We start from the raw sequence: 15,206 nt of genomic DNA, 5'->3' as shown, positions 1-15,206 counted from the left end.
GCCCCGCTGCCACAATGAAGGCTGCCGGCTATTTACCTGTAACAGTAACCAATGAACGTGAACAAACTGAGCCCGGACCTGCTAAAGACCAGACAACATTTTGAAATATTAGACGGATTAAGAGGCATAGCCGCCCTCACAGTAGTTGTTTTTCATTTTATGGAAATAGTGTATACCGACTACAGTAAAAACTTTGTGGGGCATGGCTTCCTGGCGGTGGATTTCTTTTTCTGCTTATCCGGGTTCGTGATAGGATACGCCTATGATAACCGTATCGGGAAAATGGGCGTAATGGAATTTTTTAAGTCGAGGCTCATCAGGTTGCATCCATTCTTTTATTCTTTTTTAGCCGGGCTGCTGGTATTCCGCTTTAACTGGATCATTAAAAACCGTTTGGGCTTTGCCGGGTTATCAGTGTTATTGTTACTGGCGCTCGTAATGCCCTATTTTCAATGGAACTGGCTGGCAGAGCTGTTAGTGGTATTATGCTATTTCCCTTTGCTGATTGCACTTGGCGCCGGCGCCAGGCTTACTGCAGGATTTAAAAAACTTTGTGTTTTTTCCGGTAAGATATCTTATCCGCTCTATATGACACATTATGCAGCCATGTGGATGTTCGGTAATTATTATGCCTCGCACAAGCCCGGAACAATGCAGCTGGCGGTGATCATCACTGGCGGCACCATTCTTCTGGCTGGCTTTTCCTATCTGGTAATGATAGCATATGATATCCCCCTCCGTAAATATCTTACCGCATGGAGGAGTAAATAGTGCCCGCAAATTCCCGGAGATCTGCTGCAAACAGCGCTGGTTGCTCCATGGCTGCAAAGTGGCCGCCTGCCGGCATATCTTTCCAATAGCGCACCTGGTATCCCCTTTCAACATATTTCCGCGCAGGAAAGCTGCGGGGATAAGGATAATGCGCTATACCAACAGGTACGTTTATAAAATCATGTTCCCCGAAATCCAGGGGCTCTTTCTGCACCTCACTATACAAACGCATAGAAGAGTGAATCGTTTGCGTGATCCAGTACAGTGTCACATTCGACAGTAACTCATCTTTCTCAAACAATTGCTCCAGTGGTACACCGGGGTCCGAAAAGCTACGGAATATCTGGAGGATCCATGCACATAGCGCTACAGGGGAATCATTGAGCCCATAGGAAAGCGTAAGCGGCTTTGTGGTTTGCACCTGTGCATAAGCGCCTTCTGCCTGGAAGAAGCGATACATTTGCTGCTGCGCATCTGTTTCCTCCTTTGAGAGTTTTTCACCGGGTGGCATGAAAGGCTTATAGTTGAAAGGAATATAGTTCATATGCAGCCCGATCAGCTTTTCCGGGTATTGCATAGCCATCCGGGTGGAGATAATAGCGCCAAAATCGCCGCCCTGGGCAATAAATTTATGATATCCCAACTGATCCATCAGCTTCATCCAGAGCTGCGCCATCAGCGAAGTATTTATTCCTTCCTCCACCGGTTTGGAGGAGAAGCCGAAACCTACTAAGGAAGGCACTACCACATCAAAGGGTGTTGTTGCATTACCCGTTAGATCCGGTAATACTTTCAGCATCTCCTGGAAGGAGCCTGGCCATCCGTGGGAAATAATGACCGGGATGGCGTTGGGATGCTTACTTTTTATATGCAGGAAATGTATCTTATAACCATCTATTTCTGCTATGAACCCAGGCCAGGCATTAATGGCTGTTTCTGTTTTGCGCCAGTCGAAATCATTAGCCCAATAATCTGCCAGCTCTTTCATAAATGAAAGGCTCATCCCGTGTTCATTATTTATGGCATTCGGCCACCTGGCAGCGAGGATACGGGCTTTAAGATCGTTCAGTACCGTCTGGGCGATGTGTACCTGGAATGATTGTATCATTTGGAAGCGTTTTGTACTGGGGATGGTGGTACAAAAAGAAAGCCGGGATAACAACAATTCCTTTTCAGGCAGCAAGCCATTATTCACGCCATATAGCTGCTTTGCCAAGATACTTTTACACCCCCTCCGTAACTGCCTTCATCTTTGCCAGCCCCGTTTTCGCCACCAGCAAGGCATCCTGTTTATAATACTCCGGGTTAAACACTTCCAGCGATAATACTACCGGTTTATTGGGATCTTTTATATACTGCAGCATCTGCCGCAATGGGGCAATCCCATCTCCCGGGTAAATACGGTCCGGCTCTGAAATTTTCTCCGGCGCAATACCCGCAGGGTAATCGTTGATATGAAATACCTCTACGGCGGGTTTGCCTACAAACGCCATACTCTCCGGGCTGGAGCCTCCTTTAAAAATATGAAATGCATCCATCAGCACACGCGCATCTTTATGACCGCTTTCCGCCACTACGTATAATATCTGGCTTATCTTCTTCAGGTTGGGCGATCCGCCCCACATTTCAAGTATGGGCATCACACCGGTTTGTTCTCCCATCTTCAGTATCGTTATATACCTCTCTGTAACAACATCCAGGTTAATTAACGCGGCGTCTTTGCTGTTAGCTCCCATCGGAGGAGCGGCCACCCGTTTACAGCCGATCTTTGCCAGCTGTTCCATTTCACGCTGCAACTGTTCCAGCCCTGCTTTGCGGGTGGCGTCATCATCCACTATCCATTTGGCAAAACCGATGGCGTTTTCCACTTCAATGCCCAAATCGTCAATTATCTTCTTTGCTTCTGTTACAGTTCCACCCTGCTCCAGGTATTGCTGAAAAGTATCTATCCATATTTCCACAGATCTGAAACCGGCTTTGGAAGCAGTTTCCAGCTCTTTAATAAATCCCAGACGCTGTCCGCGGATGGTACTCATGTTCAGCGAGTACTTAAAAGAAGGGGAAGGTTTTCCGGTATCAGCTGAAGCTGATGCCGGCAGGTTCAACAGAGCAGCGCCGGCAGTTAAGCCCAGCGTTTTCAACGCATGCCTGCGGTTAAATGATAGGTCAGTCATAATACCATTAAAATATAACTTACATCCGGCAAATGCAACCGCTAATATTTTGTACATGAAAAATATAGCCGCGCTGGTATGATTTATGCGCAACAGCACTATTACTGAAACGCTTTCAACAGGTTATCCTTATACGCCGGCGACACTTCCACCTCGGTGCCATCGTTCAGGTTTACATAGCCGCCGGCGCCCTTGTGGTACGACTGCACATAATGGATATTAATGATATGCGATTTATGCACCCGTACGAACGGATGGGGTAACATCTCAGAAAAATGTTTCAGAAAACGGCATACCATCTTCTTACTGCCATTGGTTAAATAAACATCCGTAAAATTACCATTCCCTTTCAGGCGTACTATCTCATTCATCTTTACCACATCAAATCCATCGAGGGTGGGCAGGATCACCTGTTGCATACCCGGGTTATTCTCCCGGGCATTTTCCATGATGATACGGTTCCTGTTCAGCCAGTGCTTCTGTTGTAACTGTTGCTGTACCTTGTTCACCGCCAGGATCAGCTCTTCTATGCTCACCGGTTTCAACAGGTAATAAGCAGCGCTCTGGTTCAGCGCTTTCAGGGAATACTCCGAAAAAGCCGTTACAAAAATAGTTTCAAACTGCAGGTCCTGGCACCCTTCCAACACATCAAAGGCATTGCCAAAAGGCATTTCCACATCAAGGAATACCAGCTGCGGGCGCAACTCATGCAATAACGCGATGGCTTCCCTGCTGTTCTGGGCCGTGCCCACTACTTCTACCTGCGGACAAAATTTTCCCAGGTAGTTTTGCAAGGCTGCCAGAGCAGCGGCTTCATCTTCAACGATAACTGAAGTGATTTTTCCTGTTAACATCATTCTTATCCATTAAGGGAAGTTGCAGTACCACGCTTGTTCCGGTAGCGCCATCCGCTATTTCGTCCATCTGCATCCGGATATCCAGGTGGTAAATATCGTTCAGTAAACTGATCCGCTCCATGGTATTGGTAATACCCCTGGACTGGTGCGCTTTCTGGTGAACTGTTTTTAGTTTATGGCTCTCCGTTAGCCCGATGCCATCGTCCGCTATTACTACCCGTATACAATGCGCCTGCTTCTGAAAGGTAACCCGGAGCAGCCCTTTCGTGGCTTTATACCGGAGCCCATGCCATACCGCATTTTCCAGGTGAGGCTGGATCAGCATATTGGGGATCATCACCGCGTCGGTATCCAGGGCTTCATCTATATCCATTATATACACAAATTTATCACTGAAACGCAGCTGCTCCAGGTCAAGGTAGCTTTTCAGCTGCTCTGCCTCTACGGCTAAGGAAACAAAATCCTTATTGGAATGTTCCATCACATTTCTCATGAGGCCGGAATACGATGTAAGATACCTGTTGGCCTCCATCTCGTTGTTTTCCGCAATATATTGATTCACGCTGTTCAGGCTGTTGAAGATGAAATGCGGGTTCATCTCGCGCCGCAGTGATTGCAGGGCAATTTTTTTATTCTTGACCTTGATGGCCCGCAGCGAGCGGACAATGAAGAACAACAATATTACCATTGCCATAACAGAGGCGATCAGTAAATAATTAAGCGTATTCTTGTTATTGATCAGCGCCAGTTGCAATGCCTTTTCCTTTTCCAGGTCTTTGATCTTTTCTTCTGTAATATCGAACAGGCTGGCGTCCACAAGAGAGCTGTCTGTACGGATAAGCGTATCCAGGTTATGAAGGAAATCATCGTACCGCTTAAGGGCAATGGCTTCTTTCCGCTGCTCCCGGTAGTACCGCGTCAGTGCAAGAAGGCAGTCTTTTGTTTTTGAAGTATTCCCGCTTTTAAATGCCAGCACATAAGCCTCTTCCAGCAGGTTACCCGTTTTTTCCGGCTGTTGCCTGCTGGTGTACAACTGGGCCAGTTCTTGTATCTGGTCTATCTGCAATTCAATATTCCCCTGTTGCTTTGCTTTTTCCAGGATGGCTTCATTTATATTGATGGCTTCATCAATATTGTTACCGGCTACATAAACCCCGGAGATCTTTTTACTGATAGCAGCAATTTCCCGGGTGTTATCGCTTTTCTCCAGCGCCTTCTTAAAGCTGACAATGGCGCCGGACGTATTGTGCTGTAACAGCTGGCTGTTGCCCAATTGCTTATAGGCATCTGCCGCTTCTTCTTTCTTACCTTCCTTTTCAAAAATAGCGGCATTGGTTTGAGCATAGCTGGATTGTACCTGCGGGTTGGTGTTACGCAGGCGGTTAGCATCGTTGAAGTTCACGTTCTCCAGGCTTTTGTCGATGGCCAGGTCGCCGGCCGACTGATAATTCCTGATGGCCGGTATTATTTTATTTTGCATTTCCTGCACTTTCGCCAGTGCGCGGCCGGTGGTTGCTGCATCGGGGTGGTTTAACCGGGTGTAGATCTCCAGCGCTTTTTTAAGATAATCCTCTGCTTTGGCGTATTCATTTTTATCGGTAAGCTCTTTCGCCAATGCCTCGTAATGAATGGCGGTTTGCAGATCGTTATCCTCCCTGGAAAGTGATTTTTTCAGCTCCTTTGCCGCTTTGGATACCGGGTACGCATCGCTTTTTTTCTTTTGCGCAACAGCCATCCCGCCTGCACAAAGCAGCCCGGTCAAGATAAGTATGCAAATACAGTAACGTACCATGATCATTGATTCTGCTGCAAAATAAGATTTTTCAGAACGGGGCAGGTGCCATTTCACCCATTCAACCCGGTATTTCACCAAGTGGCGCCCTCCCGGTGGGGAAAGACCATTTATTTTCATGGTGTCATTCTAAATCAAACATCATGAAAACGACACTATTCGCCAGCGCCCTGCTGGTATCCGGTTTCCTGGTATGGAAATACAGTTCTGTAAAATATCTCCCTGAAAAAGAGTATAAAACAGCTGCCCCTCCGCCGGTTATTGCTTCTCCTTCCGCCGCAGACAATACCCGTATACAGGTAGCTTTACTCCTGGATACCTCTAACAGTATGGATGGCCTGATAGACCAGGCCAAATCAAGATTATGGAATATAATCAATACCCTTACCACTTTGAAGTATAAGGGTAAAACACCCGCAATTGAAATCTCATTATATGAGTATGGCAATGATGGCCTCTCTCCTGAATCCGCTTATATCCGGCAGGTAACCCCGTTAACCACCGATCTCGATCTCATCTCTGAAAAACTGTTTTCCCTCCGCACCAATGGCGGATCTGAATACTGTGGCGCGGTCATCAATGCCGCCGTAAAATCGCTCGAATGGGGCCATGATGAGGCAGACATGAAACTCATTTATATTGCAGGCAACGAACCTTTCACCCAGGGACCGGTGAATTACAGAACTGCCGCGGAACAGGCACTCCGTAAAAGTATCTTCATTAACACTATTTACTGTGGCAGTAAACGGGAAGGCGTTGCCACCCACTGGAAAGACGGGGCCGACAAGGGCCAGGGCCAGTACTTCAATATTGACTCCGACCGGAAGGTGGACTTTATAGAAACACCGTACGACAGCCGTATTGAAGCCTGTAATGTACGCATCAATAAAACCTATATCGCTTATGGCGCCCATGGGGAATCAAAGAAAAATAACCAGGTGATACAGGATAAGAATGCCCGGGATATTTCTTCCGCCAACTCCATAGAACGTTATGTGAGTAAATCAAAATCAGTATACAAAAATGATAGCTGGGACCTGGTAGACCGCGCCAAACAGGATCCTGAGGTATTGAAGAACATCAGCAAAAATGAATTACCCGGGGAACTGAGAGAAAAAAGCCCTGCTGAACTACAAACGCTGGTGGCGGCCAAAAGCAGGGAAAGAGATAGTATCCAGAAAGAGATGGCCGCACTGGGAAAACAAAGACAAAGATATATTGATGAAGCGATGAAGAACAACAATACGACTGATGACCTGGGCGCTGCGATCAACCAGTCCATTATCCGGGTTGCCGCTACTAAAGGATATACAGCCGAAAAATAAATACCTGTTAATACCAAAAGCCGCTTCCATTAGCATTAAACTACCGGTTTGATGCTAATGGAAGCGGCTTTTACAGTATTAACTATTGCAGGTGTTCCAATGCAAATTTAAAAATAGCATCCCTCCCTTTACTTTCATCCTCCATGCTGTTGGAAACGAAGTAATCCGGGGCAATCCCGTCTTCTATATTCACGCCGGCCGCAGAAACAGCCATAGAAGCGGAGTATTTCAACCCCCAGCCATTGGGCAGTTCATAGTCGAATGGAGTGCCGCCCCCGCCACCGGTCTGATCCCCTATTACAAGTACATTAGGCAACTCCGACATGTACAATACAAAATCGTTGCAGGAGCTGAAGCATCGTCTGTTTGTTAGTACCAGCAGCGGTTTGCCTGCAAGGATACTGTTCCTGGGTTCCAGGTATTTGGCCTGGGGAGGATAAAAATCATCATGCCCCGGGCCATGCTTGTAGATATCATATTTCAGCAGCATCTTTTTTGGCAACAGCCTTTCAACGATCCTGTCCACTTTCGCAGAGCCGCCGCCGGAGTTATCCCTTACATCAATGATGAGGCCCTGCACATGCGCCAGTTTTTCCAATGCCAGATCAATATCTGCCAACGTTAGTCCATCGCTGAAGGAAGGAATATACAGGTACCCATACTGACCCGGGAAAGCATACGACATGATACCCTGGGATTTAATATCCGGCAGGTATTTTTCTTTCAACAGGTCAAAATTAAAATTGTGAGGATAGGCACTGTAATAACCGCTGTAGGTATACTTTTGAGCTCCATTAATAAGGGCCACATGCCCATCTGCCAACTCGCCGAGCATAGCAGTACAAATATCAAACAGCTCCTGGTTGCTGATATTATCGGACACCATCGGCCGGTACTTATTATATACTTCTTTCCAGTTGGCCTTTTTATAACTGAACAAAGCGTATTTCGTATCCATTACATTCCAGAGGCTTTCAAAAACAGCCGCCGGGTGCTGTGCCTCTTCTTTTATGATGGATTTCTCACAGGAAACAAAGATGATCATCATCCATATACTACAAACAAAATACCGGGCAATATTTTTCATAGTAAAAAGAAATAGTTGAGTGTGAGATGATGAACTGCAGATTGTACCAGCAACACTGTCTTAACCTTATAATATTCCCACTGATAGTTTAAAGACAGACTGTTGTTTTTATGCGCCTTCACTTTCAGGCCCGTATTCCACTGTATCCTGCTAAGCTCATTCCATCCTGCCAGCCTGATATTTTCCCTCATAGTCCGGAAGGATGGCGCATGCAACCCTGCCTGCCCTTCATCCGCTGCATACGACGCTGACAGTGCAGAGGCAAAGGGATAAAAAAGCGCCGTACTAACTTCGCAGTTTTTTGTTGATGCATATTTGAATTTCAAAACGGGGCCAATGGAACTGATAAACTCATAATAATCCCGGTTATTTACATATTGTTCGCTTTCCCTGAGATTAAAGTAATTGTCCAGTGCGGCTCCTAAGTCAAACTGTATACTGCCTGTTTTTCTTACTGCAAATAAAATACGGTAATCCAGGTCAGCAACTTTCGACTGCAGGGTATTGGTGCCGTTCTTTGCATGTAATTTTCCCGCTGCCCCGCGAAAACCTATTTCCTGTGTTACACCCGGGCGGATACTGGAAAAACGAAGGGCAATGCCCGGGTAGGTTCCCCGGTAAATAAGGGCAGACATGCCTCCGTCTTTTATCGTATGCCCTGACAAAAAAACACCTGCTGCTATCATTTGCTGTGCCGTGCAATGATAGTATGATAATATCATGAGAAGACAAAAACAACAGCTGCTTTTATGATGTAATATGTTCAGATACTTCTTTATTGGCTTAGTATTTAATATTAAACGGATAAAAGCTGGTCCAGTTCTGCATCCAGTTCTCTGTACCGAAAGCCCCAACATAGGTTACTTTTTTAAAGAATCCCTGGAAGTGTTCGCCGCTGAAGTCTGCGCCGGTTAAAGCGGGTGCGCCGGTTTTAGGCAACAGGCCGGGCCGCTCAAACCTGAAAGGATCTGAAAGGTTGATTTCTTCCGGTTTTGAATACATTTTATTATTATGATTTAATGCGTAGTCGGTAACGCCAGCTGCATCGATTGAATATACAGCGTTGGGATCTACGGTAAAGGCATCTGCTGAAACATTGCTATGTACCAGGTTGGTGGAAAATTCCGTGGTCCCGTCAAGTAAACGCTGTGCGGCCATATCATCGCTGAATTTAATACCGCCCTTTGGCATTCCCATAAGAATAGAATTCCTCAGTACAAGGGCGCCTCCATAACTGATGTTAAAGGCAGCATTCCAGGGCAAAGCACTATTATAACCTGGATTATTGTAAGGCCCGATAGCCGTAACATTAGATAGTACCGGGCGGGTATCCGGCGCTACAGGATAACCTTTGATATCATTTAAAACCAATAAGGCATCACAGGTATATATAAAAGATCCCGGGGCTGCGAAGTAAGGATGCTTATAGCTAACAATAAACTGCTGCATGCCGGTATAGCCATTTGAATAAACGATTCCTGCCACCCTGTTGTTAAACGCCACCAGGTTTTTAGCATTCACTGTTCCGCCAAAGAAGCCAAAGCCCGAGGTTTGCGTATAGCTGGCCTGTACATTTTCAATGGTGGTACCTGAGCCAACTCCCACACAGGCAAGTCCGTATGATTCTGCCGATCCTACTCCTGCAAATTCGATACGCACATAACGGAGCACACCTGAATTATCACCGGGATCTGTTCCTCCTCCGGAGGGTAAAAGTGCTCCCAGCCCGCTGAGGGTCATTTCTGTAGCCGGGCCGCCGGTATTTTCATCGTAGGCGCTTACCGGCGCTTTACCAAAAATATACAGTCCTCCCCAATCGCCATGCTGCTGAAAACCGGCAGGTGAACCGGAGGTAAATACAATAGGTTTCTCCGCGGTTCCTTCGGCCATAATTTTTGCCCCTCTTTCTATCGCAAAATAACCGGAGCGCCCGGAGCCGTCTGCTACGCTCCTGCTCTTGATAACGGTACCAGGTTCAATGGTCAGTACCGCGTTATTGGTTACATTCACAGATACGGTAAAAGTATAAACCGTGTCGCTTTTAAGCGTCCGGTTCTCTGTTATTCTTTCAGGCAGGGTAACAACAGGTTTCTGTGTCTCTAATTTCTTATCATCTTTCTTACATGACAACAAACAAATGGATAGAAAAGCATTGAGCGTCAGCAGGCAATAGTTTCTGTTCATCTGGCTTAATATTATTTTGACTTTAGTATATTAGAAAGGTGAGATCGGCAAAATATGCCGATCCCACCATCATTAAATGTGATGAAGAATCAATTAGAACCTTGTCCAACCGGTAGTACCAGATCTTACAGTTGCCCAGTTAGCACCACCTGTAACAGGGAATGCACCGCGGTAAGTAACTGAAGTAAATCCTGTAGTGTAACTACCACCAGCGAAATCAGCACCAGTAGCAGGAGCTGCGCCAGCGTTCAGGAAGAACTGGGTTGAGTTAACACTGCTCAGGTTAAATGGATTTACCAGGCCGGCACCGCTTGCAGCAGCCAATTCAACATTCGCATTGGTAGCATTGGTCAGGAATGCTTTCAGGGTTGCGTCTGTATAAGAAGTGGTTCCTGCGGCTACAGCAAATGCTTTTCCGGCAGTATTGCAATGAACGAAGTTTTTCCTGAATTCAGATGAACCATTGGTCAGAGAATCTGCAGTAACGTTTCCGTCAACTAACAGACCAGCAGCCGGGTAGCCCAGGAAAATAGAGTTGCGAACAGACAGGCCGGTGTTTCTGCGGAAGTGTGCAGCTGCCTGGAATGCTCCGTCAACACCTGTAGCAGATGTAACAGGGAAATCAGGATTAGAATCAGCAACGCCGTTGTTACCCAATACGGTCAGGTTAGAAATAACCGGGCGGGTGCGTGGTACGTTAGTAGCAACACCTGTATTGTCGTTATCGCATTCGATGCCATTAGACTTAGACTGGTCATTAATTTCAGGATCGCGCAAAGCAACCAGGAATTGCAGTTTACCCTGGTAACCGAAATCAAAATCAAAGTCATCATCAATAGCGCGATAAGAGATCAGGTGAGTAGGGCTTACTGTACCGCCGAAGAATTCAAATGAATCATCGCCGCTGTAGCTTACCTGTACGTGGTTTACTACTGTACCGGAACCAACGCCGCCAAAAGTAAGACCGTTTACTTCGTTGTTATTTCCAAGAGCGCCCTGGTAAACACCACCAGCATACTCAATACGGGTGTAAGTAATGCTACCGCTGTTATCCGCAGCTACAGTGCCACCGTACTGTGAATCAGTAGTGTTGGGAATACCTTCGATGAAAGTGGTAGCTGGCTTGTTGGTTGGCGCCTGGCCCAGGATAATGATACCACCCCAATCGCCATGTGCCGGTGTAGCTTTAATAGATGTAAACACCACCGGGTTGTTCAAGGTACCATTTGAGTTTAATTTACCGCCTTTTGCTACTAACAGCACACCTTTTTCACCGGCAACATCGTATCCTTTGATAGTAGTTCCTGCAGGGATATTCAGTATTGCGCCGCTTTTTACAGTTACCAGGCCTTTTAAGATATAAGTTTTTGTTGCAAGTAAATTTACAGTACCAACAACATTACCTTTAATGGTGTCAACGCTTGGGTTAGGTCCTGATACGATGTCGCGTTCAATGTTCCCTTCTTTTTTGCACGCGGCAAAAGATGCTGTAAGGGCTACAAAAGTTAACAGTTTACTGATCGTTTTCATTTTTTGTTGAAATTTTTAATGATAAAGATGGGTTTCATAAAATGGACACGAGCGCCTTTACATAGGGTTAAGACAAGGCATGCCCACCGGCAACCGTGCAAAGCAATTGCCGTTGTTAGCAGTACAGAAATCAACTACGGTTCTTCCAGCTTGTGCGCGCACCATCAAAAACCGTCTTCTCTTCCGGTCCTACTTTTTAAAATTGTAAGAAATTGTAAATGTGTAATTACTGAATGATTTCCTTGAATAAGTTGTTCCGTCAAAAGTGTTCCCTGAATATTTACCGTTCAAATCGAAATCCTGGTATTGTATGTACCTGTCGTTAAGCAGATTGGCTGCGTTCAGCCTAAGCTCCAGTCGTTGTTTCAATAGCTTCTGCGATAGTTGTAAATCCAGCTGGTTACGAGGGTTTTCATATATATCAGGATAGGCCCCGATTTCAGACCTGTCTTCAGCCGTGGTTCCAACAACAACAATACGCCGGCCGGCCCGATTGATTGCTGCTGAAAAGCTGAAAGTATTTTTAAATGCGTTCACCAAAAGGCCTGCGTTGAACAGGTAGGGCGACTGCCCCATTAAAGGTCTCTCTCTCAATTTCTGTGTAACGTCCAACCCTGAGCCTGCAGTTTCACCCATTATTTTAGAATGTATCCGGGAGTAATTTCCAAAGATGATAATATTGCGGAGCCATTCAGGACCTGCACCAAAGTACAGGCTTTTACGCAATTCAAGCTCTACTCCCCAAACCAATGCCTCTTCCACATTCCTGTAAGTACGCACAAACCTTGTGGTGGATGTGGTAGCCTGTGTGGTTAATTCAACCGGATCATGTAAATTCTTCTTAAAAACAGACGCCGAAATAATTTCAGCAGCAGAAGGAAACCATTCTACCCTGAAGTCGAGGTTCTGTATAGTTCCCCTGTTAAGTTCAGGGTTACCAATGGTCATATACCCGCTTACAAAATCAAAGTAGTTATAGGGGCTTATTTCCCTGAATTCCGGCCTGGTCAGCGTTTTTGAATAGGCAGCCCTGATGTTCATGGAAGTAAAAGGACTGTATATGGCTGTTGCCGAGGGTAATACATCCGTATTGTAACGGATATAATCGATAGGCGCCTGGTCGTCGCCGGTGCTGCCGCTTCCGGGCAACTTACGGTTCAGGTCCTTACTGGTGCTGAGGCTCATGGCGTAAAACTCTACCCTTGCACCATAAATCAGTTTAAGATTATCCAGCAGCTGGCTTTCCACATTCACAAAAGCAGAAGCGAGGTTGGCGCCGCCGGTGTACTGGTTTGCAGGCAACTCGTAGTTCACCGCCACCAGCCCGCCGGGCCTGAAGTTGCCGGGAACAAGTATCTTATCAATCGGCTGCCCGAAATTGACCGCGGAATCACTGGGGAAGCCTCCTGTATCATTTCCCGTGGTTACCCCGCGTGCCGCGTCAAAATACCCAAGATTGTATGTGATATATTCTCTTTTCCGGAATTGTGTGAATGCACCTGCTTTGATGATCTGCGGTTGCCCTGCTACCTTAAACGGAGTGGACATCGCAAAATTTATATTGTAGGCATCCTCTTTCAAATCAGAATATAACTTACTGGAATTCTCGACTGAGCCGAATTCGGGCACAAAATAATTTTGATCTTTATACGCCACTGTATCCGACCTGTATAAATTCACATATCCTAAACGCACCTGGTTGGGCTCATACTTCCTGATCTTATTATACGAAACGTTCCAGGTAAATGTAACAGGCGATTCCACCCCTAATTTATGTTCTCCCTGTAGTTGTGCGCCCAGCAATGTTTTCTGGGTGGGGTGCATATCCACCACCCTGCTGTTTACAATATCGCCAATCCCCTCCCCTAAAGTTTTCTCACCGTTCTTGATGGTAGTTACTGTTTCAAAATCCTGGTTGAACATGCTCTTAATACCTATTTTATTCTTTCTGAACTGGTAAGTAATATTCAGCAAAGCCCCTGTATTTACAAGATAGCGATAGGCTTCTTCATTAAAATAGGAGCGCATAAACTGCAGCGTGTCTCCCGGACCTGCGGTGCCCTGGTATTTTTTATACCGTGCGAGATCATAGCGCTCTACCTGGTCAATGGTTTGATCCTTTCTGTAGTTAGCCAGTGCCACGATACCGAACTTGCTGTCGTTTTTAAAGTTGATGGTTTTCCCATAACCGATCTGTACCTGTTGTATAGGCTCTGCTTTACCGCTGCTTACCGGCTCCCATCCTTTGGCCAGTGCGTTACTGATCCTGAACCTTTCTTCAGGATACAGCTTGTTTAACTCGCCGGCATTCAGTTTCAGTTCATCCGGAACGGCGCGTTTACCATCATCAAAACCTATCCAATCGCTGTTACCGTTACGGTCTTTCAGGAATGCCTTTCCTGTTTGGCCATCATAAAAACCTGTTCCGAGCGACAGTGTAATGAAATCCTTATCAGGAAAATCCTTCGTATTCACCTGCACCACGCCACCGGCAAATTCTCCCGGCAGATCGGCCGTTGCCGTTTTTGTTACCACGATGCTTTCCACTGCCAGTGCGGGGATCAGGTCAAGACTAAAAGTACGCCTGTCTGGCTCCGTGCTTGGAAGCAGGCCTCCGTTTAACAAGGTATAATTATAACGGTCTGCCAGGCCCCGAACAACAGCATATTTCCCATCCAGCACACTTACCCCGGTTACCCGTTTAATAGCGTCTCCCGCGTTCCTGTCGGGCGTGCGGCGTATCAGCTCAGCCGAAATCCCATCGGTGATGGCCGTGCTTCTTCTCTGAAGTGCATATAATGCCGACTGCGATTCCCGGCGATACGAACTGGTGATCACCACATCTTTCAAACGTTGCGATGCCTGTTGTAAAACGATATCCAGCAGGGTGGTTTCATTCTCCTTCACCGCCACATCTGTTACCGCTTTGGGCTGGTAACCCATATACCGGAACTCCAGTTTATAATGCCCGGGCTGCAGCTTCAGCACGTAATTTCCCTGGATATCCGTACTGGCATGAGCCATTCCACCTGAAACAATAATGGTTACACCTGGAATTGCTTCACCGGTTTTTGCATCTCTCACTTTACCTGATACACGTCCCGGCTCAGCGCGTTGGTTTCTTTTATTATTGTCTACACTGATCAGGATATTACGATTCACCACCTGGTAAGAGAAATCGGTTTTCTCCAGCATCCTGTTCAATATCATATCCAGTGGTGCATCTTTGAACGACATCCGGGAAATCCTGGTTTCCCTGAAAAGATCTTTGTTATAGGCAAAAGATAATCCTGTTAATTCCTTCAGTTTCTCTATGCCGGTAGTTAATTGCTGGTTCTCAAAATTTACTGTCAGTTTTATATCCGAAAGTTTCTGCGCTCTCACATCCGCAGCGCCAACCAGGAAGCCGGCATTAAGGATACAGAGAAGGCTCAATACAGTAATACGTAAAAATCGCTCTAAAGATGCTACGGTTATTTTCATTCG

The 15,206-nt window shown here is 46.3% G+C and carries 11 protein-coding genes; 2 read left to right on the top strand and 9 right to left on the bottom strand.

Going from position 1 to position 15,206, the window contains the following annotated elements:
• Positions 1–51 precede the first annotated feature (51 nt).
• Positions 52–771 carry an acyltransferase family protein gene (locus tag FN124_RS26660; protein WP_142687831.1) on the top strand — a complete coding sequence of 240 codons (720 nt, stop codon included), beginning with the start codon at positions 52–54 and terminating at the stop codon, positions 769–771.
• Here the strand turns inward: FN124_RS26660 and FN124_RS26655 are convergent.
• The 4 genes from FN124_RS26655 to FN124_RS26635 all read right to left on the bottom strand — a co-directional run bounded on the left by FN124_RS26655 (position 749) and on the right by FN124_RS26635 (position 5,714).
• A complete protein-coding gene (locus FN124_RS26655) occupies positions 749–1,879 on the bottom strand; it encodes an epoxide hydrolase family protein (RefSeq protein ID WP_142687830.1) in 1,131 nt (376 codons plus the stop codon). The genes FN124_RS26660 and FN124_RS26655 overlap by 23 nt on opposite strands.
• A gap of 115 nt (positions 1,880–1,994) precedes the next feature.
• Positions 1,995–2,945, bottom strand: coding sequence for a sugar phosphate isomerase/epimerase family protein (locus FN124_RS26645; RefSeq protein WP_142687829.1), 951 nt, complete (start codon positions 2,943–2,945; stop codon positions 1,995–1,997).
• 101 nt (positions 2,946–3,046) lie between these two features.
• Positions 3,047–3,799 carry a LytR/AlgR family response regulator transcription factor gene (locus FN124_RS26640; protein WP_185937422.1) on the bottom strand — a complete coding sequence of 251 codons (753 nt, stop codon included), beginning with the start codon at positions 3,797–3,799 and terminating at the stop codon, positions 3,047–3,049.
• On the bottom strand, positions 3,765–5,714 hold the full coding sequence (locus tag FN124_RS26635) for a tetratricopeptide repeat-containing sensor histidine kinase (RefSeq protein ID WP_142687827.1): 1,950 nt from the start codon (positions 5,712–5,714) through the stop codon (positions 3,765–3,767). The genes FN124_RS26640 and FN124_RS26635 overlap by 35 nt, the downstream gene beginning before the upstream one ends.
• A 23-nt stretch (positions 5,715–5,737) precedes the next feature.
• Here FN124_RS26635 and FN124_RS26630 point away from each other — a divergent pair, with 23 nt between their 5' ends.
• On the top strand, positions 5,738–6,919 hold the full coding sequence (locus tag FN124_RS26630; RefSeq protein WP_142687826.1) for a vWA domain-containing protein: 1,182 nt from the start codon (positions 5,738–5,740) through the stop codon (positions 6,917–6,919).
• An 82-nt stretch (positions 6,920–7,001) separates the two neighbouring features.
• Here the strand turns inward: FN124_RS26630 and FN124_RS26625 are convergent, their stop codons facing one another.
• The 5 genes from FN124_RS26625 to FN124_RS26605 form a co-directional block, all read right to left on the bottom strand.
• Entirely contained in the window at positions 7,002–8,006 is a 1,005-nt protein-coding gene (locus tag FN124_RS26625) for a S41 family peptidase (protein ID WP_142687825.1), read from the bottom strand.
• Positions 8,003–8,641: a hypothetical protein gene (locus FN124_RS26620; RefSeq protein WP_142687824.1), complete on the bottom strand. Its 639-nt coding sequence runs from the start codon at positions 8,639–8,641 to the stop codon at positions 8,003–8,005. The genes FN124_RS26625 and FN124_RS26620 overlap by 4 nt, the downstream gene beginning before the upstream one ends.
• A 148-nt stretch (positions 8,642–8,789) precedes the next feature.
• Positions 8,790–10,190 carry a beta-helix domain-containing protein gene (locus FN124_RS26615; RefSeq protein ID WP_142687823.1) on the bottom strand — a complete coding sequence of 467 codons (1,401 nt, stop codon included), beginning with the start codon at positions 10,188–10,190 and terminating at the stop codon, positions 8,790–8,792.
• A gap of 93 nt (positions 10,191–10,283) precedes the next feature.
• Positions 10,284–11,720 carry a beta-helix domain-containing protein gene (locus FN124_RS26610; protein WP_142687822.1) on the bottom strand — a complete coding sequence of 479 codons (1,437 nt, stop codon included), beginning with the start codon at positions 11,718–11,720 and terminating at the stop codon, positions 10,284–10,286.
• Between the two features lie 189 nt (positions 11,721–11,909).
• On the bottom strand, positions 11,910–15,203 hold the full coding sequence (locus tag FN124_RS26605) for a TonB-dependent receptor (protein WP_142687821.1): 3,294 nt from the start codon (positions 15,201–15,203) through the stop codon (positions 11,910–11,912).
• Positions 15,204–15,206 lie beyond the last annotated feature (3 nt).

It is taken from the genome of Chitinophaga polysaccharea (genome assembly GCF_902150045.1).
Taxonomy (GTDB): domain Bacteria; phylum Bacteroidota; class Bacteroidia; order Chitinophagales; family Chitinophagaceae; genus Chitinophaga; species Chitinophaga polysaccharea_A.
Note: the sequence above shows the minus strand (reverse complement) of the source record. Positions and strands in the feature narration are given on the sequence as shown.

Excerpts from the sequence above, each read along its gene's own strand:
- FN124_RS26660 (WP_142687831.1), top strand. The coding sequence starts at position 52 with ATGAACGTGAACAAACTGAGCCCGGACCTGCTAAAGACCAGACAACAT.
- FN124_RS26655 (WP_142687830.1), bottom strand. The coding sequence starts at position 1,879 with ATGATACAATCATTCCAGGTACACATCGCCCAGACGGTACTGAACGAT.
- FN124_RS26645 (WP_142687829.1), bottom strand. The coding sequence starts at position 2,945 with ATGACTGACCTATCATTTAACCGCAGGCATGCGTTGAAAACGCTGGGC.
- FN124_RS26640 (WP_185937422.1), bottom strand. The coding sequence starts at position 3,799 with ATGTTAACAGGAAAAATCACTTCAGTTATCGTTGAAGATGAAGCCGCT.
- FN124_RS26635 (WP_142687827.1), bottom strand. The coding sequence starts at position 5,714 with ATGAAAATAAATGGTCTTTCCCCACCGGGAGGGCGCCACTTGGTGAAA.
- FN124_RS26630 (WP_142687826.1), top strand. The coding sequence starts at position 5,738 with ATGAAAACGACACTATTCGCCAGCGCCCTGCTGGTATCCGGTTTCCTG.
- FN124_RS26625 (WP_142687825.1), bottom strand. The coding sequence starts at position 8,006 with ATGAAAAATATTGCCCGGTATTTTGTTTGTAGTATATGGATGATGATC.
- FN124_RS26620 (WP_142687824.1), bottom strand. The coding sequence starts at position 8,641 with ATGTCTGCCCTTATTTACCGGGGAACCTACCCGGGCATTGCCCTTCGT.
- FN124_RS26615 (WP_142687823.1), bottom strand. The coding sequence starts at position 10,190 with ATGAACAGAAACTATTGCCTGCTGACGCTCAATGCTTTTCTATCCATT.
- FN124_RS26610 (WP_142687822.1), bottom strand. The coding sequence starts at position 11,720 with ATGAAAACGATCAGTAAACTGTTAACTTTTGTAGCCCTTACAGCATCT.
- FN124_RS26605 (WP_142687821.1), bottom strand. The coding sequence starts at position 15,203 with ATGAAAATAACCGTAGCATCTTTAGAGCGATTTTTACGTATTACTGTA.